At 71.0% G+C, this 26431-nt stretch carries 18 protein-coding genes and 1 pseudogene; 9 read left to right on the top strand and 10 right to left on the bottom strand.

The window, feature by feature from the left end:
- Positions 1-156: 156 nt before the first annotated feature.
- Positions 157-1239 carry a YafY family protein gene (locus tag FLV34_RS24330; protein WP_147944131.1) on the bottom strand — a complete coding sequence of 361 codons (1083 nt, stop codon included), beginning with the start codon at positions 1237-1239 and terminating at the stop codon, positions 157-159.
- Positions 1240-1303: 64 nt separating this feature from the next.
- Between FLV34_RS24330 and FLV34_RS24335 the strand changes: the two genes are divergently transcribed.
- On the top strand, positions 1304-1783 hold the full coding sequence (locus FLV34_RS24335) for a hypothetical protein (RefSeq protein WP_142650606.1): 480 nt from the start codon (positions 1304-1306) through the stop codon (positions 1781-1783).
- Positions 1784-2377: 594 nt separating this feature from the next.
- Here FLV34_RS24335 and FLV34_RS24345 read toward each other — a convergent pair.
- Positions 2378-6028: a hydantoinase B/oxoprolinase family protein gene (locus FLV34_RS24345; protein WP_147944132.1), complete on the bottom strand. Its 3651-nt coding sequence runs from the start codon at positions 6026-6028 to the stop codon at positions 2378-2380.
- A gap of 149 nt (positions 6029-6177) precedes the next feature.
- On the opposite strand from FLV34_RS24345, the gene FLV34_RS24350 reads away from it, so the two are divergent.
- Complete coding sequence (locus FLV34_RS24350; protein WP_222709603.1) at positions 6178-7671, top strand: MFS transporter; 1494 nt, start codon at positions 6178-6180, stop codon at positions 7669-7671.
- 53 nt (positions 7672-7724) lie between these two features.
- On the opposite strand, the gene FLV34_RS40675 is transcribed toward FLV34_RS24350, so the two are convergent.
- On the bottom strand, positions 7725-7889 hold the full coding sequence (locus FLV34_RS40675; protein ID WP_168066353.1) for a hypothetical protein: 165 nt from the start codon (positions 7887-7889) through the stop codon (positions 7725-7727).
- Positions 7890-7891: 2 nt separating this feature from the next.
- On the bottom strand, positions 7892-8986 hold the full coding sequence (locus tag FLV34_RS24355) for a glycosyltransferase (RefSeq protein WP_205830857.1): 1095 nt from the start codon (positions 8984-8986) through the stop codon (positions 7892-7894).
- Positions 8987-9262: 276 nt separating this feature from the next.
- Here FLV34_RS24355 and FLV34_RS24360 point away from each other — a divergent pair, with 276 nt between their 5' ends.
- Entirely contained in the window at positions 9263-9922 is a 660-nt protein-coding gene (locus tag FLV34_RS24360) for a class F sortase (RefSeq protein ID WP_147944134.1), read from the top strand.
- Between the two features lie 95 nt (positions 9923-10017).
- Positions 10018-10446, top strand: a complete 429-nt coding sequence (locus tag FLV34_RS24365; protein ID WP_147944135.1) for an SRPBCC family protein — start codon at positions 10018-10020, stop codon at positions 10444-10446.
- Positions 10447-10565: 119 nt separating this feature from the next.
- Here the strand turns inward: FLV34_RS24365 and FLV34_RS40680 are convergent, their stop codons facing one another.
- The 5 genes from FLV34_RS40680 to FLV34_RS24390 form a co-directional block, all read right to left on the bottom strand.
- Positions 10566-12587: a glycoside hydrolase family 55 protein gene (locus FLV34_RS40680; protein ID WP_222709604.1), complete on the bottom strand. Its 2022-nt coding sequence runs from the start codon at positions 12585-12587 to the stop codon at positions 10566-10568.
- 412 nt (positions 12588-12999) lie between these two features.
- Entirely contained in the window at positions 13000-13941 is a 942-nt protein-coding gene (locus FLV34_RS24375) for a pseudouridine-5'-phosphate glycosidase (RefSeq protein WP_147944136.1), read from the bottom strand.
- 9 nt (positions 13942-13950) lie between these two features.
- A complete protein-coding gene (locus FLV34_RS24380) occupies positions 13951-18024 on the bottom strand; it encodes an amino acid adenylation domain-containing protein (protein ID WP_147944137.1) in 4074 nt (1357 codons plus the stop codon).
- Between the two features lie 349 nt (positions 18025-18373).
- The gene (gene upp / locus FLV34_RS24385) at positions 18374-19225 is read right to left on the bottom strand and encodes a uracil phosphoribosyltransferase (protein ID WP_187280715.1); all 852 of its coding nucleotides are present in this window, start codon (positions 19223-19225) and stop codon (positions 18374-18376) included.
- A complete protein-coding gene (locus tag FLV34_RS24390) occupies positions 19222-19914 on the bottom strand; it encodes a phosphoribosylanthranilate isomerase (RefSeq protein WP_142650599.1) in 693 nt (230 codons plus the stop codon). The genes upp and FLV34_RS24390 overlap by 4 nt, the downstream gene beginning before the upstream one ends.
- A gap of 755 nt (positions 19915-20669) precedes the next feature.
- On the opposite strand from FLV34_RS24390, the gene FLV34_RS24395 reads away from it, so the two are divergent.
- Positions 20670-21860, top strand: coding sequence for an MFS transporter (locus FLV34_RS24395; protein ID WP_142650598.1), 1191 nt, complete (start codon positions 20670-20672; stop codon positions 21858-21860).
- Here the strand turns inward: FLV34_RS24395 and FLV34_RS24400 are convergent.
- Positions 21857-22348: a MarR family winged helix-turn-helix transcriptional regulator gene (locus tag FLV34_RS24400; RefSeq protein ID WP_147944138.1), complete on the bottom strand. Its 492-nt coding sequence runs from the start codon at positions 22346-22348 to the stop codon at positions 21857-21859. The genes FLV34_RS24395 and FLV34_RS24400 overlap by 4 nt on opposite strands.
- A gap of 52 nt (positions 22349-22400) precedes the next feature.
- On the opposite strand from FLV34_RS24400, the gene FLV34_RS24405 reads away from it, so the two are divergent.
- The 4 genes and pseudogenes from FLV34_RS24405 to FLV34_RS24420 all read left to right on the top strand — a co-directional run bounded on the left by FLV34_RS24405 (position 22401) and on the right by FLV34_RS24420 (position 25604).
- Positions 22401-23033, top strand: a complete 633-nt coding sequence (locus FLV34_RS24405; protein ID WP_147944139.1) for an NAD(P)-dependent oxidoreductase — start codon at positions 22401-22403, stop codon at positions 23031-23033.
- Between the two features lie 157 nt (positions 23034-23190).
- A pseudogene (locus FLV34_RS43435) lies at positions 23191-23622 on the top strand (tetratricopeptide repeat protein); the annotation flags it as partial.
- A gap of 88 nt (positions 23623-23710) precedes the next feature.
- Positions 23711-24661: a tetratricopeptide repeat protein gene (locus tag FLV34_RS24415; protein WP_187280716.1), complete on the top strand. Its 951-nt coding sequence runs from the start codon at positions 23711-23713 to the stop codon at positions 24659-24661.
- Positions 24662-24977: 316 nt separating this feature from the next.
- Complete coding sequence (locus tag FLV34_RS24420; protein ID WP_147944141.1) at positions 24978-25604, top strand: class I SAM-dependent methyltransferase; 627 nt, start codon at positions 24978-24980, stop codon at positions 25602-25604.
- Positions 25605-26431 lie beyond the last annotated feature (827 nt).

Consider the following 26431-nt stretch of genomic DNA (forward strand, 5'->3'; position numbering starts at 1 on the left):
GTCTTGGGCACTTCTTCTCCCGCAATCCGCGAGAATCTTGTCAGTGACGCCGTTAAGGATAGAACTCGGACCGCACGCCGTCAGGGTGCCCATCAAGTTGGTATCACCTTTTATCGGATTCGCCGGAATTGCGAGCCGATTTTTCATTGACGCCCGCTACGACAGACGCGAAGACGGCTCCGTCGGCGGCGGCTCTGCAGGCACCTCTCCAGGCGGCGGCTCTGCAGGCGGCGGCTCTGCAGGCGGCGGCTCTGCAGGCGGCGGGGTCGGCGGGGAGAGGGCCGCGAGCGCGTGCGCGGTCACCGCCATCTCGCGCCGCAGCTCGGCCGGCTCCAGGACCTCCACCTCGGCCCCGAGTTTCAGGAACTCCGTGCGCGCGTGCGTCACCGACTCGACGGGCACCGTGGCGGTGACCCAGCCCCGCTCGTCCGGCGGGCCCGCCGTCTCGTCCACCGCCCCGGCGACGACCGAGCTCATGACCTCCCCGAGCCGCTCCCGCCCCTGCGGCGACAGCCGGATCACCGCCTGCCCGCGCAGCAGCCGTGACCGGAAGCCGGCCAGATGCTCACGCCAGTGCCGCTCCAGGTCGAAGCCGTCCGGGCGCTCGAACGTCTCGTCGGTCACGGTGAGGGCGAGGATCTGGCCGACCCGGTAGGTGCGCAGCGCACCGTCGCACCGCGCCACGAGGTACCACTTCCCCGCCTTCAGGACCAGCCCGTACGGCTCCAGCCTCCGCTCGACCTCGCAGGGCTCCGCCCAGCGGCGGTAGCGGACGTGGACGACCCGGGTGTTCCAGACGGCCTCGGCGACCTCCGGCAGGTACGGCGACCGGTCGCCGTCGTAGTACCAGCCGGGCGCGTCGAGGAGGAAGTGCTCCCGCACCCGCCGCGCCTCCTCCCGCAGCCCGGCGGGAAGCGCGGCCTCGATCTTCAGCTCCGCGGCGGCCAGCAGCGCGCCGAGACCGAGGTCGGCGGCCGGTCCCGGCAGCCCGGCCAGGAACAGCGCCGCGGCCTCCCGCTCGGTCAAGCCGGTGAGCCGGGTGCGGAAGCCGTCCATCAGCCGGTAGCCGCCCTCGTGCCCGGCCTCGCCGTACAGGGGGATGCCTGCGGCGTGCAGCGACTCGACGTCGCGGTAGATCGTGCGGACGCTGACCTCCAGCTCGTCGGCGAGCTGCCGGGCCGTCATCCGGCCACGCGACTGCAACAGCAGGAGGATCGACAGCAGCCGGGACGCACGCACGCCCTCACCATCGCACGACTCCACTGACGAAGGGTGTCAGTGAAGCGGACCTACCGTTCCCGGCATGGCCTTCACGGAGAAACTGCTCTTCGTGCCGCCCCCGATCGAGGTGAGCGGCTATCACGTCAAGCGCTACCACGTCACCGCCGACCCGGACGGCATCGCCCCCGAGGTCGAGAAGGCGGCCTACGCCGTCCTGCCCGAGCTGCTGCCGGAGCCGGACGGCACGCCCCCGGCCGCCTTCGTCGTCCTCCACAGGGGCGGGGACGACGGGGCCTACATCAACACCTACACCTGGGCCTGGGACAACGCCCTGCACTGCGGCATCGCGGTGGCCGGTCAGCCCGTGCTGGGCTGCCCCGACCGGGACCCCACCCACTTCGTCCGGCTGGAACGCCCGCTCATCGGCTGCGTCTGGGAGCTGCCACCGATCCTGCACGAACGCGACGCGTGGGTGCGGCACGTGCTCGCCCCCGACCGGCCCGACCTCGCCGCGTACCTCGCCGACACGCTGCCCGAGGGCACGACGGGAGACCACCGATGAAACGACCACGCGTGCCGATCAGGGGCGACGCCCCGGGCGCTTGACCGGGAGATCACCTCGGGTGATCGTCGGGGCCTGCTCCACGAACCGGTCCCCCTTTCGACCCCGGAGTGATCGAGGCGAAGAGCCCTGGCGCTCCCCGCGGTCTTCCGCCCGAACGGCACGGTCTGCTCGGCGCTGTGACCGGCCCTGTGATCGAGGCTGTGACCGGCGCTTTCTTGGCGTGATCAGGGAGTCGTCTTGCACCCGGTCTTGAGGGCGGGGTGAGAGACTCCTGAGCAAGCGCCTGCCGTGTCAGGTGCGAAAACCCCGCGGCTCATCGCCAAAAACAAAGCCGCCCGGTGTGGTAACGGCGAAACCGCTGGAAGCCCGCCCTCCTCGCCGCGAAGGCCGAGGAGGGCGGAGCCCGCCGAGTCCCCCACCGAGCCCCCCGCCGAGTCCCCCACCGAGTCCACCCACCGGGCCCCACCGAGCCCACCCACCGGGCCGCCCGTCGAGAGCTCCGTCGAGAGTTTCCGTGCAGGGCCCGCTGAGGAGCCGTTCCAGGGCCGTTCAGGGGCCCGTTGAGGAGGCGCGGTCGAGCACAGGGCCCGGTCAGGACGGGCCGCCGTCCGGGGGGTCACCGTCCGAGGGGCCGCCGTCCGGGGGGCCGCCGTCCGGGGGGCCGTATCCGCCGCCGCCGGGGGTCTCGATCTCCAGCACGTCACCCGGCTCGACCCGGATCGAGTCGCATCCCGCCAGGTGGACCACGTCTCCGTCCGCGCGCCGCACCCGGTTGACGCCCAGCGCGCCGGGCGCGCCGCCGGCCATGCCGTACGGCGGCACACGACGGTGGCTGGACAGCACGCTGACCGTCATCGGCTCGCGGAACCGGATGCGGCGCACGGCCCCGTCGCCGCCGCGCCACCGTCCCGCGCCGCCGCTGCCGTGCCGTACGGCGAACTCCTCCAGCAGCACCGGGAACCGCCATTCCAGCACCTCGGGGTCGGTCAGCCGGGAGTTCGTCATGTGGGTCTGCACCACCGACGCCCCGTCGAACCCGTCTCCCGCCCCGGACCCCGAGGCGACGGTCTCGTAATACTGACGCCGTTCGTCGCCGAAGCTGACGTTGTTCATCGTCCCCGACCCCTCGGCCTGGACGCCCAGCGCGGCGTAGATCGCGCCGGTGATCGCTTGCGAGGTCTCGACGTTGCCCGCGACCACGGCCGCCGGGTACGTGGGAGCCAGCATCGACCCCTCGGGCACGACGATCCGCAGGGGCCGCAGGCAGCCGTCGTTGAGCGGGATCTCGTCGGCCACCAGGGTGCGGAAGACGTACAGCACGGCGGCGGTGACCACGGCGGACGGCGCGTTGAGGTTGGTGTCGAGCTGGGGCGAGGTGCCGGTGAAGTCGATCGTCGCGGTGCGGCGGGCGTGGTCCACCGAGACGCGCACCGCGATCACGGCTCCGGAGTCCGTCTCATAGCGGTAGCTCCCCTCGCTGAGGGCGTCGATGACCGCGCGGACCGAGCTCTCGGCGTTGTCCTGCACGTGCCGCATGTAGGCCCGCACGACGTCGAGGCCGAAGTGGCCGATCATCGCGCCGACCTCCTCGACACCCTTGGCGTTCGCGGCGATCTGCGCGCGCAGGTCGGCCAGGTTGGTCGCGGGGTCCCTGGACGGGTGCGGCCCCTCGGTGAGCAGCCGCCTCGTCTCCTGCTCGCGCAGGCCGCCACGGTCGGCCAGCAGGCGGCAGTCGAACAGCACGCCCTCCTCGTGGAGGGTCCTGCTCATGGCGGGCATCGAGCCGGGCGTCAGCCCGCCGATCTCCGCGTGGTGGCCGCGGGAGGCCACGAAGAACAGGATCTCCCGGCCCGCGTCGTCGAAGACGGGGGTGACGACCGTGATGTCCGGCAGGTGGGTGCCGCCGTGGTAGGGGTCGTTGATCGCGTACACGTCGCCGGGCCGGATCCCGTCGCCCCGGCGGCGGATCACCTCCTTGACGCTCGCGCCCATCGACCCGAGGTGCACCGGGATGTGCGGCGGGTTGGCGACGAGATCGCCGCCCGCGTCGAACAGCGCGCAGGAGAAGTCGAGCCGCTCCCGGATGTTCACCGACTGCGCGGTGGCCTCCAGCCGCGCGCCCATCTGCTCGGCGACGGACATGAAGAGGTTGTTGAACACCTCCAGCATCACGGGGTCGGCCGCGGTGCCCACGCCCGCGGCCCGGGGGCGGGCCCGCTCCCGTTCCACAAGCAGGTGCCCGTACGGCGTCACGCCTGCCCGCCAGCCGTCGTCGACGACGGTGGTCGCGTCGGCCTCGGCCACGATGGCCGGGCCGGTGACCGCGTCGCCGGGGCGCAGCCGTTCCCTCCGGTAGAGCGGCACCTCGCGCCACGCGCCGCCGGTGTACATCCGGACCGCCTCGGGCGCCCCGGCGTCCGATCTCTCGGCGAGGACCGAAAGATCGGGCCGCTCGGTCAGGCCCACCGCCTCGACGGAGACCGCCTCCGCCACCAGCGGCCGGTCCATGAGGAAGGAGTAGGTCCGCAGGTGGGCGGCCTCGAACGCGGCCACCATCGCGTCCGTCTCGGCCAGGTCCACCTGCAGCGGCGTGTCGGTGCCGTCGTAGCGCAGCCGCACCCGCCGGCTCACCCGGATGCGCTCGTCCGGCACCCCCTCGTCCGACAGCTCGCGGCGGGCCGCCGCCTCCAGGGTGCCGGCGAGCCCGGTCAGGCGCCGCGTCGTGGCGGGGTCGAGCCGGGCCTCGACCGACTGCTCCCGCAGCACGGTCGTGTCGGCCAGCCCGATGCCCAGGGCGGACAGCACGCCCGCCATCGGCGGCACCAGCACGGTGCGGATGCCGAGCGCGTCGGCGACCGCGCAGGCGTGCTGCCCTCCGGCGCCGCCGAACGTCGTGAGGGCATATTCGGTGACGTCACGGCCCTTCCGCACGGAGATCTGCTTGATGGCGTTGGCGATGTTCGCGACCGCGACCCGCAGATAGCCCTCCGCGACCTGCTCGGGATCGCGCTCGTCTCCGGTGCGGTCGCGGATGTCGGCGGCCGTCTCCGCGAACCGCCGCCGCACCTCGTCCACGTCCAGCGGCAGGTCGCCGTCCGGGCCGAAGACCTCGGGGAAGTGGCCGGGCTGGATGCGGCCGAGCATCACGTTGGCGTCGGTGAGGCACAGCGGGCCGCCGTTGCGGTAGCAGGCCGGGCCGGGGTCGGCCCCCGCCGAGTCGGGGCCGACCCGGTAGCGCCCGCCGTCGAACCGCAGGACCGACCCGCCGCCCGCCGCCACCGTGTGAATGGCGATCATCGGCGCGGACAGCCGTACGCCGGCCACCTGGGTCTGGACGACCCGCTCGTACGCGCCCGCGTAGTGGGACACGTCGGTCGAGGTGCCGCCCATGTCGAAGCCGATGACCTTGTCGAACCCGGCAAGCCGGGACATGCCCGCCATGCCCACGACGCCCCCGGCCGGGCCGGACAGGATGGCGTCCTTGCCGCGGAAGTGCCCGGCCTCGGCCAGCCCGCCGTTCGACTGCATGAACATCAGCCGTACGCCGGGCAGTTGGCGGGCCACCGACTCGACATATCGGCGCAGGACGGGAGACAGATAGGCGTCGATTACGGCGGTGTCGCCGCGCGGCACCAGCTTCATCAGCGGGCTGACCTCGCTGGAGCAGGACACCTGGGCGAAGCCCGTTCGCCTGGCCAGGCTCCCGATCGCGCGTTCGTGCGCCGGGTGGAGGTGGCTGTGCAGGCAGACCACCGCGACCGCCTGGACGCCCTCCTCGCGCAGCCGACGCAGCTCCGGCACGAGCGCGTCGAGGTCGGGCGGGCGGAGCACCGTGCCGTCGGCGGTGATCCGCTCGTCCACCTCGGCCACGTGCTCGTACAGCATCTCCGGCAGCACGATCCGCCGCTCGAAGATGTGCGGGCGGTTCTGGTAGCCGATGCGCAGCGCGTCGCCGAACCCCTTGGTGATGACCAGCGCCGTACGCTCGCCGCGGCGTTCCAGCAGGGCGTTGGTGGCGACCGTGGTGCCCATCTGCACCGACTCGATCCACTCGACCGGGATCGGCTCCCCCTCGGGGACGTCCAGCAGGGCGCGGATGCCCGCCACCGCCGCGTCGGAGTAGCGCGCCGGGTTCTCCGACAGGAGCTTGCGCGTCACCAGCCGTCCGTCCGGGCGCCGGGCGACGACGTCGGTGAACGTCCCGCCGCGGTCCACCCAGAACCGCCACCGATCTCCGGACATCGGATCCCCCTCCGCACGCGTACATCCCCGTGCATCGAGGGCGCATGCCCAGACATAAATAGGGCGACGGATCTCCACATGCCGGACATATGATCGAGTGCCGTTTTCCGGATCACCCGGACCGGCTTCAGGGGAAGGTGATCTCGGCGGTGGTGTCCGTGCCAAGTGGGGAACGCAGCAGGGGCATCGGCGCCCTCGTCACCGGCAACCTCCTCGGCGGCGTCGCGGTCGCCTCCGGCATCGCGGTCGGCGGGCTGCTCCTTGAACGGCTCGGCGGCACGTCCGTCGCGGGGCTCGGCCAGGCCGCGAGCGTGCTCGGCGCGGCGGTCGCCGCGGTGCCGCTGGCCGGCGTCGCGGCCCGGCGCGGACGGCGCCGTTCGCTCACCCTGGGGTATGCCATCGCCGTGCTCGGCGGCGCGCTGATCGTCACCGCCGCCGTCGTCGCGCAGCTCGCCGTGCTGCTGGCCGGGCTGGCGCTGTTCGGCGTCGGGCAGGCGGTCAACCTGCAGTCCCGGTACGCCGCGGCGGACGGCGCGGCGCCCGGCAACCGGGCCAGGACGATGTCGATCGTCATCTGGGCGACCACGATCGGGTCCGTGGCCGGCCCCAACCTCAGCGAGGTGGCCGACCGGTTCGGCCGGTGGCTCGGGCTGCCCGGCCTGGCCGGGCCGTACGTGTTCTCGATCGTGTCCTTCGCCCTCGCGGGCGCGGTGGTGACCGTGTTCCTCCGCCGACCCACCGCGCCGTCCTCCACCCCGTCAGCACCGGGCTCCGGGCAAGCCTCACCGGGCTCCGGGCAGGCCGCCCCGGCCGCGCCGTCCGCACCTGCCACATCAGCCTCCGGGCAAGCCACATCGGCATCGAGTCCTGCGGCACCCTCCTCCACCGCCCCGGCACCGGCCTCCGGGCAGGCCGCCCCGGCCGCCCCGGCCGCGCCGTCCGCACCGTCCTCCGGCCCGGCGGCACCGGCCTCCGGTGAGGCGGTCACGAGTGCCCGGGCGGTGGGCGCGGTGGCGGCGCTGCGCTGGGCTGCGGCCGACCCGGCGGCGCGGTTCGCGGTCGTGCTCATCGCGGTGGCGCACGCGATGATGGTCATGGTGATGGTGATGACGCCGCTGCACATGCAGCACCACGGCATGTCACTGCAGCTCGTGGGCGTGGTGATCAGCCTGCACGTGCTCGGCATGTACGCCCTGAGCCCGGTCTTCGGCTGGCTGGCCGACCGGATCGGCGCGGTACGCACGGCGTGCGGCGGGATGCTGCTGCTCGTGGCCGCCGTCACGCTCGGCTTCGTGGCCGCCTCCGCCGGGGAGGGCAGCACGCTCACCGCGCTCGCGCTGATCGTGCTCGGGCTGGGCTGGTCTGTCTCGTTGATCTCCGCGTCCGCGCTGCTCGCCGGCACCGCCGCGGACGACGTACGGGTGCCGTTGCAGGGCGCCACGGACGCCGGGATGAACTACGCGGGCGCCGCCGCGGCCGCGCTGGCCGGGCCGATCCTCGCCGCGGGCGGCTTCCAGGCGGTCAATGTCGCGGCGGCGGCCATCCTGGTGCCCGCCGTCGCGGCGGCGATCGCCGTCCTGCGCCGGGGCCGGGCGGCCGCGAAGGAGGGTGACGACGAGCGGCGCGAGCGCGTCCGGCCCTGATCCGGCCCGGAAGTCCCTCTCGCCCCGACGGCGAGAGGGCTTCCCTCCCGCGATCAGGCCTCCCGCTTCGGGATGACCCGCTTGACCGCCACCGCGGCGGAGGCCAGCGTGAACAGGCCCAGGGCGATCCAGAGCGCGTTCCAGCCCATGAACGGGGCGGTCAGCGCCGCGCCGCCGAAGCCCGCCGCAACGCCCCCGATGGGTGGGTTGTTGTACATAATCACCATTTCCTTTCCCGACGCCATGCGGCGTCCCAGAAGGCTTTCGCCTGTGCGATCTGCAAGAAGACATCGAAGATCATTTCGACGACGAGCAGGGCGGCGAGAGCCATCTGTACGCCGCCCCTGCTCCGCACGGTCACGACCCGCTCGACCATGAAGACGCCCGTGACCGCCACCCAGAGCGGATGTAAGGCGAGTGCGCCCGTGACCGCGATCGACCAGGCCGTGGCGCCCAGGTACGCGAAGATCACGATGATTCCGATCAACGACAGGAGCTGGCGCCCCCAGTAGGGCAACGTGATCCGCGTCCAGCCGTAGTCGGTGAGGTTCTCCAGCGCCCCTCGCTTCCACCGCAGCCGCTGCTTGAACAGGTCCCTCCAGGTCTCCATGACCTCGGTCGTGAGCGTGCACTCCGCAGGGCACAGGATGCGGAAGTCCAGGTGCAGCAGCGCCAGGGTGAGCTCGTTGTCCTCGGTCAGCACGCGCACGTCGTACACCTGGTCGCGACCGGGGAGACGACCACTGCGGCGGGCCCTGACGACCTCCTTGAGCGCGAGCGCGCGAAACAGCGTCGCCGTCCCGGTGAGCACCAGCGCCTTTCCCCGCAACCGTCGCACGTCGCGGGCGTAGCGCGCGTACTCGTTGCGCTGGAACATGCCCACCAGGCCGCCGCCCGGCTTGCCGGTGAAGGTGCCCCCCACCGCGGCCAGTTCGCCGGTGGCCAGGCGGAGGACGGCGTGCTCGATGAAACCGGGGTCGAGCGCCGAGTCCGCGTCCATGACCAGTACGGCATGCCGAGACCCCATCTCGGGCAGCAGAGCCTTGAGCACCTGGTTGAGCGCGCCCGCCTTCTTGTGGCGGTTGCCGACCGTCTCGATCACCTCGGCGCCGTGCGCGCGTGCGATGTCCGCGGTCCTGTCGGTGCAGTTGTCCGCGATCACGATGACGCGGTTGGGCCTGCGCCGCTGGCCGTGCAGGGACGTGATCGTTTCGGCGATCTGGTCCTCTTCGTCGTGCGCCGGGACCAGCACGGTGACGTGCATGCGCGAGGGGTCGACCTCAGGAAGGTCCCGCTTGCCGTCGGCGCCCTTCACGGCCCGGCGCCGGCCCCCACGGGCCGCGGCGAGGATGCTCGGACGAACCGGCGTGGCCGCGGGTCCGGAATGCCCGGCATCGGGGACGTGGCCGCGCCCGATCTCCGGCGGCCCGGTCAAATTTTCCGACTGAACCACTCAAACCGTCCAGATCACCGCAAACAGCCATATTTAGGCAACAACTTCCAGAAGGTTACACGCGTGACGGGAGTGCCTGCTTGTCATGAAAGCGACATATGATGTCCCGGAAGGTCTCAGTATGGAAACGGTGATGAAATGGGCAGGGCTGCTGTCGCCGTCCTCCTGGGCCTGTCCGCAGTCGCAGTCGCCGTCACGGTGGCAGTCCCGGTGGCCGCCGGGCGTTCCGGCGACCGTCAGGCGACGCCGCCCAGCCCTCCCGTCAGCGTCTCCACCCCTCGGGCGCATCCGAAGGCCACCGCGCACGCCCTCGCGTCGTCGCCCCCGGTCATGCTGGAGATTCCGAAGATCGGGGTACGGACCACGCTGATGACGCTGGGCAAGAATCCGGACGGGACGCTGGAGGTCCCGCCTCTCGACAGGGTCGACGAGGCGGGGGGGTACCGCCTCGGCCCCTCGCCCGGGTCACCCGGCCCCGCGGTCATCGCCGGTCACGTCGACTCGAAGAAGGGACCTGGCGTCTTCTTCCGGCTCGGAGACCTGCGGCCGGGCGACACGGTGAGGATCTCCAGGAAGGACCGCACCCAGGCGATCTTCGAGGTGGATTCCCTGGAGAGCGTGCCGAAGGACCGCTTCCCCACCCGCAGGGTCTACGGAATGGTGAAGTTCCCCGGCCTGCGCCTCATCACCTGTGGCGGCGCGTTCGACACGGCCGGCGGCCACTACCGCGACAACGTCATCGTCTACGCCCACCTCGTCGCCGGCCGGGACCTGGGCGGCGCCGACCTCCCCCGTTGATCAGCCGCAGGGACCCCTGCAGCATCATGAGGGTGTCCGCGGCCTTCGCAGAGCCGCCGGGCCGATCGGCATCGGGATGAGAGGAAGTGGCGGGCATGCGGTTCGAGACCGGCGTCGACATCGACGCCGCAGCGGAGCGGGTCTGGCGGGTCATGACGGACGTCACCCGATGGCCCGAGTTCACCCCCACCATGACCGCGATCGAGCCCCTCGGCGACGGCCCGCTCGGCATCGGCGGCCGGTTCCGGATCAAACAGCCGGGGCTTCCCCCGATGGTCTGGCAGGGGACCGAGTTCACCGACGGCGCCTCCTTCACCTGGCAGGCGACCGGCGGGGGCGTGACCACGGTCGGGACGCACGTGCTCACGCCCCGCGAGAACGGGGTGTCGGTCCGGCTCGGGATCGACCAGTCAGGACCGCTGTCGCCGCTGGTGAGCCTGCTGGCCGGCGGCCGCACCCGAAGGTTCGTACGCACGGAGGCGGAGAGCCTCAAACGACGCTGCGAGTCCGGCGCGGGCGTGTGAGGCAAGCGCGTCCAGGCCCGCGAGAAGCTGAAGGACTCATCACCGCGGGTCCTGGTGAGCGAGTGAGCGGTGGGCCGGGGTCCGGGGACGTGACCCCGGGCTCCGGCCCACGCGGGTGACTACGGGGCCGGGTAGTCCGTGACGAACACCGGCGCGCCGACCTTGGTCGTGTCGGCCGCGTCGCCGACGCCGTTGACGACGTGGTCGATCGTCCCGGCGCTGAGGTTGACCGTCATGATGTGGTGCAGCTTCACGCCCGGGGTCTGCGGCACCTCGAAGCCGTTCTCGGTGTGGATCTCCGGGTTGTTCTGGTTGAAGACGTAGACGCCCGCGCCGTAGAGGTTGTGCCTCTTCACGCGGTCGCCGACCTTGTAGCCGGCGTAGCCCTCCACGGATCCGTTCATCCAGTCGGCCTGCGTCGGCGGGTCGTACGGCAGCTCGTTCTGGTAGAGGATCGTCGTGCCGTCCTCGCCGTTCCAGACGGTGTTGTAGCGCTGGAAGTGCTCGACGAACAGGCCGGTCGCCGTCACGTGGTCGCCGTTGACGACGACGCCGTAGCGGCCGATGTTGGTGTTCCAGCGCTGCGTGTCGGTGAAGCCCTCGACGCCGTGGTCGCCGCGCCACACCCAGGTGTGGTCGATGAGCACGTTGTCGCTGTTGACCTCGAGAGCGGTCTCGGTCTTGCCGACGTGCGGGCCGCCGACCCGGAAGTACACGTCGGACAGGGTCGTCGGGTTGTCCGGCGAGCTCCCGTGGCCGCCACCGGGCCCACCACCCGCAGGTCCACCAGCAGGCCCACCAGCGGGTCCACCGCCACCAGGCCCACCACCAGGCCCAGCGCCAGCCGGCCCGCCGTGCTCCTTGCCCACCCGCAGCAAGACGGGGGACTTCTGCAGACCCGCGTCGACGGTGACGCCCGCGACGATCACGCCGGGAACGTCGGCGATGTCGAGCGCGGTCGCGCCGTGCGAGGCGGTGAGGGTGGCGTGCCCGAGGCCGAGGACCACGGTGTCGGGGCGCTTGACCTCGATGCTCTTCGCGATGTCGTACACGCCGGGCGTGAGCAGCAGGTTCTTGCCGCGCGCGAGCTGGCTGTTGATCGCCTGCACCGAGTCGGACGGCTTCGCGACGTAGAAGTCCGACAGCGGCACCGTACGGCCCGGCGTCATGCCGTCCGCCCACGAGATGCCGCGCGTGTTCTTCCTGGCGGCGGGCACGCGGACGTTGAGCCTGCCCTGCGCGTCGGTGAACAGGTAGGGCTTCTCACGGCTGACGGGGGTGTTCTCCAGCGTGGTGTAGGGCGGGTCGGGGAAGCCCGACTCGTCCGGCGCGCCGACGACGCCCGAGAAGACCTGGTTCCACACCGCGTTGGACCACCCGGCGACCTCGGTGTTGCGGGTCAGCCACTGCTGCTGGGAACCGTTGGTGACGGACGGCAGGCGGGAGTCGGCGATGAAGCCGCCGCTGGCGTACTGCGGGCCGGCGGTGCAGTAGTCCATCAGCGACAGGGTGCCGCCGGTGACGTTGAGGCGGCGCATGGAGACCGCCTGGGAGACGGCCCAGAAGTTCGCCGACTGGCGGCAGCCGTCCTGACCCGCGGCGTTGATGTCGATCGACAGGTTCGACAGCGTGCGCCAGAAGTTGACGAGCGCGAGGCAGTTGCCGGTGCCGTTGTTCTCCAGGCAGCGGTTGTAGACCTCGACCTTGCCGTTGATGACGACGTCGGTGGGCGAGGCGCCGAGACCGGCGATCTCGGTGTAGTAGCCGACCTTGATCTGCAGCGGATGCTCGGCGGTGCCGTACGTGCCGGGCTTGAAGAGGTAGGCGTGCCGCTCGGTGCCCATCTCGTTGTCGACCTGCGCCGCGTGCGCCGCGTCGAGGGTCGCCTGGATCTGGTCGACCGGCATGCTCGGGTCGAAGACGGTGACGCCGGGCCCGAGGTCGGGCACTCCTCCGTGATCGCCGGGGCCACCCGGGCCCCCGGGGCCCCCGGGGCCCCCGGGGCCGCCGGGACCACCGGGACCACCGGGACCACCCGGGACGGCGGGGGCGCCGGGGCCGTGGTCCGGTGCGGCGGGGCCGTGGTCCGGTGCGGCGGCGGCGGCCGTCGCTCCCGCCGTCACGACGGCGGTCGTCAGCACGAGACCGAACGTGAACGCCCGGCCGATGAGGCGGCGGCCGGAACGCCGCCTTGTGGGACTATCGGCGCCGGGAGTCCCAGAGTCATGAGTCTGGGTCGTCATACGGTTCGTCCTTTCCGCTGCGTGCCGCAGCCGAGAGAGCGCTCTCTCACGAGACCTTCTTGATTCAAGGCCCGAAAAATGTGTGGCACGTTTGTACCGCGCGGAACGGTCCCGACGCTATCCCTTGATTTTCCGCGGGATTTGTCCTTCGGCATGCGGAACCGCCCCGGAGCGGACGGGCTCCGGGGCGGTTCCGCGCTCGGACCAGGCGATCTCGGATGAAGCGGTCTCTGGTCGGGCGATCTCTGATCAGGCGGTCCCCGATCAGACGGTCCCCGATCAGACGGTCCCTGATCGGGCTTTCCCCGGATCAGGCGATCTCCGCGAGATACCGCGCGTGCGCCGCGGCCAGACGGCCGCCGACCTCGGCCGTGCTGACGAGCACGGCCATGTTCGCCCGCGACGACCGGCCCTCGGTGGCCGCGTCCACGGCACGCATCAGATATTTCGTGATCGCGTTGCCGCGTACGCCGTCCCGCTCGGCGGCGGCCATCGCGCCGGCGATGGCGGCGTCCACCTCGGAGGCGTCGATCGCGTCCTCCTCCCGCACCGGCGTCGTGATCAGGAACGAGCTGTGGTTGCCCAGCGCCCAGTGGTTCTCCACCGCCCGTGCGATCACCCGTTCGTCGTCCAGCCGCTGCGGACTGCGGATGCCGCTGGAGACGCAGTAGAACGCGGGGAAGTCGTCCGACCGGTACGACACCACCGGCACGCAGTGGGTCTCCAGGAACTCCATCGTCAGGTTGAGGTCGAGGATGCTCTTGGCCCCGGCGCAGACGACGGCCACCTTCGACCGGGTGAACTGGATGAGGTCGGAGGAGATGTCCATCGTCTTCTCCGCACCCCGGTGCACGCCGCCGATGCCGGCCGACGAGAAGAACGGGATGCCGGCCAGCTCGGCCGCCACCACCGAGCTTGCCACGGTCAGCGCGCCGAGCCCGCCCTGGGCCAGGATCACCGGCAGGTCCCGGCTGCTGACCTTGGGGATGCCGGGCGTCGAGGCGAACCGCTCGACGTCCTCGTCGGTCATGCCGACCTTGATCCGCCCGCCTTCGACGCAGATCGTGGCCGGGACCGAGCCGCCCGCGCGGACGGCGTCCTCGACCTTGCGTGCGGTCGCGGCGTTGTCCGGGTAGGCCAGGCCGTGGGTGATGACGTTCGACTCCAGCGCCACCACCGGGCGTCTTTCTGCGAGTGCGTCCGCGACCTCCTCGCTGAACACCAGCGGGACGCGCCCATGCTCGCGGGTCATCGTCGCCTCTCAGTTCGCGGCCGGGCCGTAGTTCGGCAGCTTGTTCAGCTTGTGCTTCTGGTTGAGGATCTCGGGGATGTAGACCTTCTCGTCCCACAGCTCCTTCGCGACCGGCTCCAGAATGATCGACACCGAGCCCTCCTCGCAGCCGAAGGCGCTCGTCATCGCCTTGGTCACCGCGGCGACCAGGTCGGAGTGCTGCTGCTCGGTGAGGGGGACGGGGAAGTGCTTGATGCTGACGTGCGGCATGACGATCTCCTTACTGTGCGTCCCGAGACGATCCCTGATGGCTTCGACCAGCTCGTCGATGTCCGGTTCCTTGAGCAGGCCGTAGTGGTCGGCTTCCAGGTCGACGACGACCGGAGGCGCCGCCGAGTAGCCGTTGCTGTTCTGCAGGAACGAGTAGTCGTCGCCCCTGGCCTTGAAGATGGTGATCGGCGCGTCGATCCGCCGCCGGGCCAGCTCGCGGAAGGTGTAGCTGAACTCGAAGGTCTCGCCCACCACCCGCATGATCCGGCGTACGAGGTCGATGTCGAGGTCGGGGAAGTTGCGGTGGATGAAGGCGGCGAAGCTCTCCTCGTCCACGGCCTCGGCCAGGCAGCGTTCCAGCAGCGGCCCGGTGATCGTGCCGGCGAAGACCGAGAACAGGATCGTGACGTACGCCTTGTTGCCGAAGCCGGCCTGGCGCTCGTGCTCGGCCGTGCCCCCCGTGTGGACCTTCGGCGAGCCGGGCGCGATCAGGAACAGGTGCTCCACCCGCTCGCCGGCCTGTTCGAGCTGGTAGGCGGCCTCGAACGCGACCCGCGCGCCGAACGAGTAGCCCCACAGCGTGTAAGGCCCGGACGGCTGGAGCCGGCGGATGGCCTTGACGTCCTCGGCCGCCATCTCGCCGATGGTCGCGTACGGCACCTCCTCGGGGTTGATCCCGTACGCCTGGATCCCGTAGAAGGGCTGGGCGGTGCCCATCCTGGCGGCCAGCGTGCGCAGGTTCATCGTGTAGCCGCCGAGGCCGGGCCAGCAGTAGATGGGCCGCTCGGAGCCCTCCCGCTGCAGCGGCACGAGCCGGGAGCACGCCTCCGCGCCGGTGCCGTCGAGCCGCCGGGCGAGCTTTTCGATCGTGGGGCACTCGAACAGCACCTGGAGGGGCAGCGAGCCGCAGAACTCCCGGTTGATCTTGTTGATCAGCCCGACGGCGATGAGCGAGTTGCCGCCCGAGGCGAAGAAGTCGTCCTCCACCGAGACGGTCTCCCGCTTCATCGCCTTCTTCCACAGCTCGGCGATGCGGCGCTCGGTGATGGTCCGCGGCGCGACGTACGGCCGGTCGGCGTTGTCCACGTCCGTCGCCGCGGACTCGGCCAGCGCTCTGACGTCGATCTTCCCGTTCGCCGTGAACGGCAACCGGTCGAGCACGACGACCTTGTTGGGGATCATGTAGTCCGGCAGGAAGTTGATCAGGTCGTCCCTGATCATCTCCGCCGGTCCCTTCATGTGGACCGAGTCCTCCTTCATCCCCTCGCTCAGCCGCTGCTCGTCGCTCACCCGGCCGCCGATGAAGAAGTACGACGGGCCGGTGGGCCGGCCGTTGGAGCGGAGGATGTCGTCGATCCGGCGCGCGGACGGCAGGTCGAAGCCCGACTTGGAGCTGTATCCGGACGACATGAACCCGAGGTTCACGTCGTTCATCGACAGCCGCTGCAGCGTGCGCCCCAGGTCGATGTAGTGCAGCCACTCCTCGCTGTTCCTGCTGATCACCGAGATGCCGAGGCTCGACCGGTCGTACACCGCCTGGTTGATCGCGATGACCTGCTTCTTCAGGATGAGATCGTCGGAGATGAGCCGCAGCCGCCCGTTCTCGTAGGCGTACTGACCCGCCCGCAGGTCGGCGATCTTCCCGGGATGCGCCTGGACGTAGAGGTCGACCTCGTCCCGGCGCGGCCCGCCGTACGGCACCAGCTCGAACGTGCCGAGGTAGTAGTCCTCGGCGGCGCAGTCGAGGTGGTCGATCGTGGCCGGGGCGTACTCCAGGGGCCTGATGTCCAGGCCGTACTCCGGCAGCACCTCCTCGAACAGGCCGACCATGTGGCCGGTCTCGATCTCCAGCACCTCGCGGATGTTGTTCTTGTAGACCGGCTCGATCGCCCGCTTCTTGCCGACGAAGTGCAGCTTCACGCGCGGTCGCGCTCCCCCGGCGGCAGGCGCGATCAGCACGAGCCGGTGGTCCACCGGGTGGTGGTAATAGAAGCCGGGCCGGAGGTCGCCGATCCCGTCGATCTCCAGGTAGAGCTGGGTCGCGTACAGCGCGCCCGGCGAGGCGTACGCGTACTTCGGCAGCAGGCGTTCCTCGCTGTGGTGCTGGCCGAAGTAACGCAGGATCTCGCCCAGGGTGTCGAGGCCGACGGTGTCGAGGCCGCGGGACCGCGCGCCCTCGGGCCTCCTGGCCAGCAGCTTCAGGATGTCGCCCCGGCCGACTTCGCCGCCCTCGTAGAACCGGTAGGTCTTGCGCGCGAACGCCAGCGCGCGTTGCCGCGCGGTCGCCTGCTTGCCCGGCAGGTCGATCACCGGCCTGCCGTCGAGCTCCGCGGCGTCCCTGAGCCCGGGATTGGACAGCTGCGCCTTGACCTGGAGCCGGCTCTCCTTGGACTGGTGGTGGGCGCCGTGGTTGCCCTGGTCCATCAGCGCCGCTTCCTTGGGGTTCAGCTCGACGCAGGCGATCAGGTTCTGGAAGCCGGTGCGCGGATCGTTCTTGACGATGACCGCGGCGTGCTTGACCCAGTCGTGGGTCTCGATGGCGAGCTTGATCTCGTCCAGCTCGACCCGGAATCCGCGCAGCTTGACCTGGTTGTCCGCGCGGCCGACGAACTGGACGGTGCCGTCGGCGTTCCAGTACGCGAGGTCGCCGGTCCTGAACACCTTGCCCTCGCCGAGCGGGTTGTCCACGAACCGCTCGGCGGTCAGCTCGGGCCGGTGCAGGTAGCCGCGGGCGACCTGGACGCCTCCGATGAACAGCTCGCCGATCTCGCCGACGGCCACCGGCGCCCCGGCCGGATCGAGGATGTGATAGTCGGTGTGATCGACCGGCGCGCCGATCGAGATCGCGTTCGGGCCCTCGCCGACGGCCGCCGGGTCGACGACATACGACGACGAGTTGATCGTGCACTCGGTGGGGCCGTACAGGTTGACCAGGGCACACCCGGGCATGGTGTCGAGGAAGGTCGTCGCCAGCCCCTTCGACAGCACCTCGCCTCCGGTGAAGACCTGCGTGAGCGAGGTGCAGCTCTGCAGCTCCTCGGTGTCGAGCAGCGCCGTCAGCAGCGTCGGGACGCACTGCAACGTGGTGACGTCGTGCCTCCTGATCACGTCGATCAGCCGCTCGGCGTCCCGGTAGACCCCGGGCGGGCCCACGACGACCAGGGAGCCGCAGACCGGCGCGAGGATCTCCCACTGTGCCGCGTCGAAGCTCATCGGCGTCTTCTGCACGATGACCTTGGTCTGGTCGATCCCGTACGCGGCGCGCAGCCACCGCATCTGGCTGACGATGCTGCGGTGCTCGATCATCACGCCCTTCGGCTTGCCGGTGCTGCCGGAGGTGTAGATGACGTACGCCAGGTTGCCCGGGCGCAGGCCCGGGTGACGGGCGTGTCCCGATGTCTCCGCGTCCTTCAGGGTGACGATCCGCGTCCCCGGGGGCGCGAGCTCGGACAGCCGGTCCACGAGCTCGTCCTGTGTGACGACGACCCGCACGCCGGCGTCCTCGATCATGTAGCGGAGGCGCTCTTCGGGATATTCGGGGGACAGCGGCAGATAGGCGCCGCCGGCCCGCAGGATTCCCCAGACGCCGACCATCAGGTCGATCGACGGCTCGACGAACAGCCCCACGCATTCGTCGAGCTCCACACCGAGCTCCCGCAGGTGCCCGCCGAGAGCCGCGCCGCCCTCCGCGAGCTCGCGGAAGGTCAGCCGCCGCTCTCCGCAGACGACCGCGACGGCGCCCGGACGCAACCGGGCCTGAGCGTCGAGCAGATCCGGAAGACAGGCGTCCTCCGGTGGTTCCCGTCTCGCTTCAACGGCTGGAGTGGTGATCATTTCCTCCCCCTGCGATGGGCGGACAAGGATTACTGAGAGACCGCGGCCCTCCGCGCCGTCACCCGTCTCCCGCGCTGCCCCACGGGGTGACCGGTCTGGGCTGTGTCGCTGGGTGACCGGCCTGGGAGTGCGCCACCCTGGGTTGTGCGGCTGAGTGACCGGTCTGGGGTGCGCCGACCAGGGTTGTGCGGCTGGGCGACCGGCCTGGGAGTGCGCCGGCCTGGGGTGCGCCGACTTGGCTTGCACGGCGGGGGTGACCGGCCTGGGCTGCTGGGGTGCGCCGCAGGCCGGTCGGGTCTGCCGCCGGGCCGGCGGGACGTGCGCCCCTCCCCGACGGGAGGGGCGCACGTCAGCGTGAGACGTCCGTGCCGAAGTAGCGGTCGCCGAAATCGCCGATGCCGGGGATCATGTAGGCGTTCTCGTTCAGCCGTTCCTCGATGGCCGAGGTCACGATCCGCAGGTTCGGGTGGCGCGCGTGGACGGCGGCGATGCCCTCCGGCGCCGCCAGCAGGGCGACGAAGACGATGTCGTCTTCCGCGACCCCGTGGTCGAGCAGCACCTGGACGGCGGCCAGCGCCGTCCCGCCGGTGGCGAGCATCGGGTCCAGCAGCAGCACGCTGTGCCGGTCGATGTCCGCGGGCAGCGCGGAGTAGTACAGCCGCGGCAGCTTCGTCACCTTGTCGCGCTGGATCAGAATCTTGCCGATCCGCACGCCCGGCGACATCACGCGCAGCTCGTGCTCCATGCTCTCCCCGGCCCGCACGACGGGCACCCCGCAGATCGGCCGGGCCGGCCGCAGGCCGTGGTACGTGCGCCCCACCGGGGTCTGCACGTCCAGCGGCTCGTACGGCAGGAGGTCGAGGGCCGTCTCGATGAGCTGGCGGATGATCCGGCCCGAGGTGGTGACGAAACGGTCCAGGGCGGCGTGCCGGTCACGGATGACGGTGTGCAGCGCCCGCAGCTGCCTGGTCTGCGGCAGCAGGTGCACGTTCTCGTGCACGGTGCCGGTGAGGGGGCCATTCGCGGTGCCGCTCACCGCGCCGTTCCCGGTGCTGCCCACCGCACCGTTCGAGGTGTCGTCCACGGTGCTGCCCCCGGTGCCGCTCACCGCGCCGTTCCCGGTGCTGCCCACCGCACCGTTCGAGGTGTCGTCCACGGTGCTGCTCACCGGGCCGGGCGCCTGCGTCGCCGTGATGGTCATGCCTTCTCACCCGCCTCCAGGGCGGCGAACGCCCGGCGGGCCTCCTGGACGAACTTGCGCACCTTGAGCCGGTCCTTGCGGCGGGTCACCGGGTCCTCAAGGCCGGTGTGCGCGTCGACCGCGGCCGGACGGACCTCGGTGATCGCGGCGGCGACGTTGTCCGGGTTGAGCCCGCCGGCGAGCATCAGCGGCTTCGGCGAGATCCGGACCAGCTCCGCGCTGATCGACCAGTCGTGCAGCAGGCCGGTGGCGCCCTTGGCACCGGTCGCCGGGTTGAAGGTGTCGGTGATGAACATGTCGACCCACTCGGCCGCCTCGTCCACGATCCCCGCCAGCTCGTCGAGGTTGTCGTTCTTGACCACGAGGCTCTTGAGCACGAACAGCTCGGGGGCGATGCGCCGCAGCTTCCGCAGTTCCTCGCCCGTGACGTCGCCGTGCAACTGGATCGCGGTGACGCCGAGCTCCGCGCAGAAGGTCTTGATCTCCTCGGCGTCGGTCAGGTAGGTGATCACGACGCCCCGGTGCTCGGGCTGGATCTCCTTGACGATCGCCGCGGCCTCCTCCTCGGTCAGGTCCTCGTTCTTCGCCGGCAGCCGCAACGCGAAGCCGAGCCAGTCCGCGCCCTCCTCGCGGATCAGGTCCGCCTCGGCCTGGTCGATGACACCCGCCACCTGAATCAGTCCCTGCATGTTGCCCGCCTTTCGAACCGGCCTGAGCGGCCTCGGTCGGAAACGAATTGCAAACGGCCACGAACAATGGCATTGAGCAGCCCGCGACAGTGCGGCCCTACGAGATGGAATTCGCTACGGCGCGAATAACTCCGGCCTGCGAGGCTCATTCAGAATTCGCCGCGGCGGGCTTTCCCCACAACCCCTAGCGGCCCCACAGCACGTCAGGACGATCCGGGACACCTCTGGACTTTTCGGGTGTCCATCATGCAGAGCACGACAGAGACGAGCCGCAACCCCTTACCACCCCTACAAAGAAACGACGCGTCCCGAGTCGCGTACGACTCTCGTTGACCCGGCAGGAAACGCGGAACTAGCCTCCGTTTCGGAATGCCCCGACGGGCGCACGCGAGAAACGGCGGTGGTGAGAATGCACCACGAGCAACCGATTTCCCGGACGATTCGCCGGCACGGTTCCCCCACCTTCGGACACCGCCATCGCCGGATCTCGCGCCCGTCCACACCGCTCGGGTCGCCGCCCGGATGCCACTCGGGCACCACCCGGCGGCCTGCACGTCTCAGACCCGGCAGGCCGCACGTCTGGCCAATCGCTTAGCGCTAAGGTAAAGTCTCTTAGTGCTAAGCGATTTGCCTGCCACTGATCCACGACTGGTCCACGGTCGCCGGGGCCGATCGGCACCACCGCTCGACGCAACCGACGCACGACGTTCGCTTTCGCCTGCCCGGACCGGGCCCACGCGCACAGGAGGAACCAGATGACAGTCATCGAGTCCGTCTCCGCCGGGACCGGCAAACCGGATCGCGTCCCCATCAAGAACTGGCTCGCGGTGATCGCCGTCGCGCTGGGGACCTTCCTGGTGGTGACGGTCGAGAACCTGCCGATGGGCCTGCTCACGGCCATCGGCGGCGGCCTGAACGTCTCCGACGGCGAAGTCGGCCTGATGGTGACCGTGTCGGGCCTGGTCGCCGCCGTCACCGCGCCGCTGCTCCCCGTGGCGATCCGCGGGCTCGACCGGCGGGTGGTCCTGCTCGGCCTGATCCTGCTGGCGCTGGTGGCCAACGTCGTGTCCGCCGTGACTCCCACGTACGCCGTGCTGATGGTGGCCCGGCTGTTCGTGGGCGTCAGCATCGGCGGGTTCTGGGCGCTCGCCGCGGGCCTCGGCGTGCGGCTGGTCCCCGAGGCGCACGTCGCCAGGGCCACCTCACTGATCTTCTTCGGCGCCATGGCCGCCAACGTCATCGGCGTCCCCGCCGGCACGCTCGTCGGCGAGCTCACCGGCTGGCGCGTCGCGTTCGGCGCGGTCGCCGCCGTCGCTCTGCTGCTGGTCATCGCGCTGGGCGTGCTGCTGCCGCGGATGCCCGCGACCGAGCCCGTACGGCTGCGCACCCTGGCCGAGCAGCTGCGCGTGCCCGCCGTCCGGGTCGGCGTCGTCGCCACCTTCCTGCTGGTGTCCGGCCACTACGGCGCCTTCACGTTCGTCAGCCCGATCCTCCAGGACGTCTCCGGCGTCGGCGCCGCGTTCATCGGCCCGCTGCTGCTGGCGTACGGCGTGGCCGGGATGGCCGGCAACCTCATCGTCGGCGCGTGGGCGGGCCGCAACGTCCGCGGCACGATCGTCGTGGTCAGCGTCGCGCTCGCGGTCATCCTGGCGGCGTTCCCCCTCATCGGCGGCAACGCGGTCACCGGATCGATCCTGCTGATCGCGTGGGGCTTCGCGTTCGGCGGCCTGCCGGTCAGCGTGCAGACCTGGATCATCAAGGCCGCGCCGCAGGGCGTCGAGGCCGCCACCGGGCTCAACACCTGCATGTTCAACCTGGCGATCGCGCTGGGAGCGCTGTTCGCCAGCCTCATCGTCGGGGTGGTCGCCGTGACCGGCGTGCTGTGGGTCGCGGCGGCGCTCGTGGTCCTGACCTCGCTGGTGGTGTCCGGCACCAAGCGGGTCTAGGAGGCTCTCTCGTCGCCCAGCGACATCAGCAGTTGCCTGAGGATCTCGGCCAGGTTCTCCCGCTGGGCGGAGGTGAGCCCGGCGAGCAGGCGGCGTTCGGTGTCCACGTGGTCGGGCAGCGCCCGGTCGATCAGTTCGCGGCCGGCGGCGGTCAGGTCCACGTGGACACCGCGGCCGTCCACGTCACTGGGCGTACGCCTCACCAGGCCCCGCGCCTCCAGCCGGTCGAGACGCTGGGTGACCGCCCCCGAGGTGACCATGGCCGAGCGCATCAGCTCCGCCGGGGTCTGCCGGCCGCCGCGGCGCAGGGTGGCCAGGACGTCGAACGACGAGGGGTCCAGGTCGTGTCCGGCGAACGTACGGCGCAGCTCGGTGTTGACGAGCTGCGTCAGCCGCGACAGCCGGCCGAAGACCGCCATCGGGGAAACGTCCAGGTCAGGGCGGGCATCGGCCCACTGCTGCAGGACGTGGTCCACATGATCCGGCACACCGCACAGGGTACCGCCCGCGGCACCCGCGAGATCGAGAGGAAGTAGCGGCATGCGCATCACAGTCTTCGGGGCGACCGGGAACGTGGGCAGGCGCGTCGTCGCCGAGGCCGTGTCCCGCGGACACGAGGTGACCGCGGCGGCCCGCAACCCGGTGCGGCTCGCCGGGCTGCCCGGAGAGGCGCGTACCCGGGTCGGCGACGCGACCGACCTGCACGACGCCATCGCGCTGACCACCGGACAGGACCTGGTGATCACCGCGACCTGCCCGGCCCCCGGCGAGGAGCACCAGCTCGTCACGGTCGCCACCACCCTGCTCTCGGCGTGCGCCAAGACCGGCGCGCGCCTGCTGCTCGTCGGAGGCGCGGGCAGCCTGACCATCGAGGGCGGCGGTCGCCTCATGGACCGGGAGGGCTATCCGTCCTTCCTGCTGCCGATCGCGTCGGCGTGCGTCGACCAGCTCGCGGCCTGCCGGGCCGACACCACCGCCGACTGGGCCTACCTGAGCCCGGCCGACCTGCTCCTCCCCGGTGAGAGGACCGGCCACTATCGGCTGGGCGCCGACGAGCTGGTGGTCGACGCCGACGGCGAGTCCCGCATCTCGATGGAGGACCTCGCGGTGGCGCTCCTGGACGAGGCCGAACACCCACGCCACCACCGGACCCGTTTCACCGTCGCGTACTGACCTCGCGGCCCTGGTCACACCGCCGCGCACCGACCTCGTGACCCGGTTACACCGCCGCGCACTCGCCTTGGCCTCGAAGAGGCTCTCGCGAACGGCCGGTCAGCCCGCGCTTTCCGGCCGTTCTCTTTCTGTCGGATCCGGTCTCTATACTCCCCGCATGTCAAGATCGCCGTCCCCACTCGACATCGCGTACGGTCTCCTGGAAGAGGGCCGTCTCATCGACGCGGAACAGCTCCTGGTGAGGGAACTGGGGAAGGCCGAGCGCGGGTACGGCCACGGGAGCCCGCAATGGGCGTCGGCCCAGGGCGATCTCGGCAACCTCCTGTTCAGCTCCGGTCAGGTCGACCGGGCGGTGGACTGCTATCGCAGCGCCTGCTCTTATCCGCCTGCGGGTGACCGAGAGGCGTACAAGGACCACCTCACCTATCGGCTCAACCTCGGCACCGTACTGACGATGGCCGGGCGGCTCGACGAGGCCGAAGACGAGTTGCGGCGCAATGTCCAGGAGCGGCGCGACTTCTACGGCCGTGAGCACCCTGGTTACGCCTATGCCCTGGAGCCCCTGGCCGACGTGCTGCTCCGACGTGGTGACGTCGGCCAGGCCCGTCAGATCGTGGAAGAGGCGGTCGGCACGTTCTGGCGGAAGCGGCCACGAACGGGTCGCCACCGCGCTCGCGTTGCGGGCGGAGATCATCGTGGTCTCCGGCGGCGGCGAACCCGCCTTCGCGGATCTGGAGCACTTGCCGGACGGCATCGTCGAGCAGATCGCGCTCACCGTGATGAACCGGGCCGGCCAGGACCCGTCGACCGGCAAGGCGGTGCTCACCAGCCTGGTCGCCGCCCTGGAGGAGCGGCTCGGCCCCGATCACCAGGCGACGCTCAACGCCCTGTCGCAGCTGGCGAACACCGGCCACGACATCGGCGACGAAGCGGGGCGGGTGTGGGCGATCGAGAAGGTGCTCGCCTCCTACGACCGGCAGGGCCGGGCCGAGGACGCGCTCATGGCGACGCTCGGCCTCGCCATGGCGCACGAGGACGCCGGCGACACCGCCGCCGCGCTGCGGACGTTCGAGAACGCGTGGGCGCGTGCGGACCGCATCGGCCGTCATGAGCTGCGTGCCCAGGTCCTGCGCAACTGGGGGCTGGCCCTGTCGGCCTCGGGCCGTACGGACGAGGCGGAGCGGCGTCTGCGCGACGCCGTGGCCGAGGCCGACCGCGGGCACGACCACGAGATGCTCGGCCGCTCGCGGATCGCGCTCGGCCTGTTCCTGCAGCACGAGGAACGACTGGCCGAGGCACGGCAGGTGGTGGAGGCCGGGCTGGCGACGCTCGACGTCGCGCACCCCGACGCGATCACGGGGCGCAGCCACCTCGGCGCCATCGTCCAGGGCCGCGCCTGCGGCTGCGGAGACGTCCAGGGCACGATCGCCGAGGCGTTCCGCGAGTTCGTCATCACCAGGCTGCCGGCAGACCTCCTTGAGGACCTCGACGTGACCGTGGAGGACGGCGAGTTCGCGATCCAGGTGCGGCTCCGCCGGAAACCGGACCCGGCCGAGATCGAGCACATGAACCGGCTGATCGAGAGCGCGAACGCCGAGTTCCGCGGCCGGTTGACCTCTCGGAGGTAGCCCCGGCCGCGCACCCCAGACCCGTAACCCCGGGGCTGCACACGCGTGGCCGTGTATGGACCGCGCGCATGGGGGCCGCATATGGGGCCGAGTATGGGAATCGGCGCGTGAGGCCACACGGGACCTGCACGGGGCCGCACGCAATGCTCCACACGCGGCCCCCGCAACGCTCTGGCCCGCACGCTCAGAGCCAGACCCGCGCCCGCACGCCCGGGCCCGGCACGCACAGCTCCACGCGCTCGGGGCCGCGCCTGTGGCCCGCCGTCCGATGGCGTGGCACCATGTGCGGAGTCTCCCGTTCCGGAAGGGTCGGTCGATGCGGGCGCTCACGGATGCCGACGTACGCCGGGTGTTCGACCGGCTGGCGGATCGGTACGACAGCCAGATGCTGACTTGGGAGCGCCGCCTGTTGCCGGGCAGCCGGGAGTGGGCCGTCAGGCAGGCGCGCGGTCATGTCGTGGAGATCGCGGTGGGCACCGGGCTCAACCTCCCGCTGTACGACGCCGACACCACGGTCGTCGGGATCGAGCTGTCCGAGCGCATGCTGGAGCTGGCACGGCGACGCGTGGCGCAGGCCGGCCTCGGCGAGCAGGTGGAGCTGCGGCAGGGCGACGTACAGCGCCTGGACCTGCCCGACGGGGTGGCCGACACGGTCGTGTCCACGTTCACGATGTGCACCATCCCCGATCCGCTGGCCGCCGCCCGCGAGGCCTATCGCGTGCTCAAACCGGGCGGGCGGTTCGTGCTGGCCGAGCACGGGCCGTCGAGCAGCCCTGTGATACGGGCCGGGATGCGGCTGCTGGAGCCGCTGTCGGTACGGTTCCAGGCCGACTACCTCACCCGCGATCCGCGGCCCTACCTCCAGCAGGCCGGTTTCAGGATCGAGTTGGTGACGCGGGCGACCCGCGGCATCAGCTTCCGGGTGCTTGCCGTCCGCCCCTGACCCGAATGCCGCGAGACCGCGGTCCCGCGCCGAGGACGGTCGCGAGGGGTGGTCCACGACCTTGGCCGTGTCGGTCATTGCGTCGGAGGGAACCTCCGGTCCTCACCGAGCCCGCGCCGGCATGAACCTTCGATCCGCGCGAAGCCCGCGCCGGCAGGCGCCTCCGGTTCCTCACGAGGCCCGCTCGCTCTCCTCACGCAACGTAGTCGCAAGCTCGGTATATTCGGGGGCCCGGTCTTCGGCACAACGCTTCCGGCCGTCGCAGTGCCAGGCTCCTCGGCCCCGCCCTGCTGGCCCACGCCGCCCTGCCCCACCCCTCGTGCCGGGCGCGACCTCGTGAGCCTTCACGGAGCCTGCGTTGCCGGCGACCCTTGACCCTTCCGGCCTGCACCTCCGGACCGCGCACCCGGACCGTACGCCGCGACGACAGCCCGGAAGCCTCTGCGAATCATCTCCGGGCACAACGCTTCTGGCCGTCGCGGTGCCCTCGTGCCGGTCGCCACCTCTCCCGCCTCCACAGAGCCCGCGTTGCCGGCGACCCTTCCGGCCTGCACACCCGGCCCGTACACCTGGACTGCACGCCCCTGGCGACAGCCCGGAAGCCTCTGCGAGCCGTCTCTGGACGGGACGTTGCATCGAGGACTGCCTCGCTGGGCTGGGGCTCCATATTTGCCCAGGTCAGGGTTTGATTCGATGGTGTGTTCGAGGTAGGCTTGGGGCAGCCGTTACAGGTGAGCCTAGCTGGCGGGCCGTTGGCCATACGCCGTGTGTTGAGCCGAGTCTGTTGAAGGAAGTCCCGGTCCGGGCGGTCGGGAAACCGTTGTTTG

The sequence above is a fragment of the Microbispora sp. CSR-4 genome, from assembly GCF_008033685.1.
In the GTDB taxonomy this organism is placed as follows: Bacteria; Actinomycetota; Actinomycetes; order Streptosporangiales; family Streptosporangiaceae; genus Microbispora.

Coding starts and splice junctions, on each gene's coding strand:
- FLV34_RS24380 (WP_147944137.1), bottom strand. CDS start 18,024: ATGATCACCACTCCAGCCGTTGAAGCGAGACGGGAACCACCGGAGGAC.
- FLV34_RS24420 (WP_147944141.1), top strand. CDS start 24,978: ATGCGGGCGCTCACGGATGCCGACGTACGCCGGGTGTTCGACCGGCTG.
- FLV34_RS24335 (WP_142650606.1), top strand. CDS start 1,304: ATGGCCTTCACGGAGAAACTGCTCTTCGTGCCGCCCCCGATCGAGGTG.
- FLV34_RS24395 (WP_142650598.1), top strand. CDS start 20,670: ATGACAGTCATCGAGTCCGTCTCCGCCGGGACCGGCAAACCGGATCGC.
- FLV34_RS24390 (WP_142650599.1), bottom strand. CDS start 19,914: ATGCAGGGACTGATTCAGGTGGCGGGTGTCATCGACCAGGCCGAGGCG.
- FLV34_RS24365 (WP_147944135.1), top strand. CDS start 10,018: ATGCGGTTCGAGACCGGCGTCGACATCGACGCCGCAGCGGAGCGGGTC.
- FLV34_RS24345 (WP_147944132.1), bottom strand. CDS start 6,028: ATGTCCGGAGATCGGTGGCGGTTCTGGGTGGACCGCGGCGGGACGTTC.
- FLV34_RS24405 (WP_147944139.1), top strand. CDS start 22,401: ATGCGCATCACAGTCTTCGGGGCGACCGGGAACGTGGGCAGGCGCGTC.
- FLV34_RS24360 (WP_147944134.1), top strand. CDS start 9,263: ATGGGCAGGGCTGCTGTCGCCGTCCTCCTGGGCCTGTCCGCAGTCGCA.
- upp (WP_187280715.1), bottom strand. CDS start 19,225: ATGACCATCACGGCGACGCAGGCGCCCGGCCCGGTGAGCAGCACCGTG.
- FLV34_RS40675 (WP_168066353.1), bottom strand. CDS start 7,889: ATGTACAACAACCCACCCATCGGGGGCGTTGCGGCGGGCTTCGGCGGC.
- FLV34_RS24375 (WP_147944136.1), bottom strand. CDS start 13,941: ATGACCCGCGAGCATGGGCGCGTCCCGCTGGTGTTCAGCGAGGAGGTC.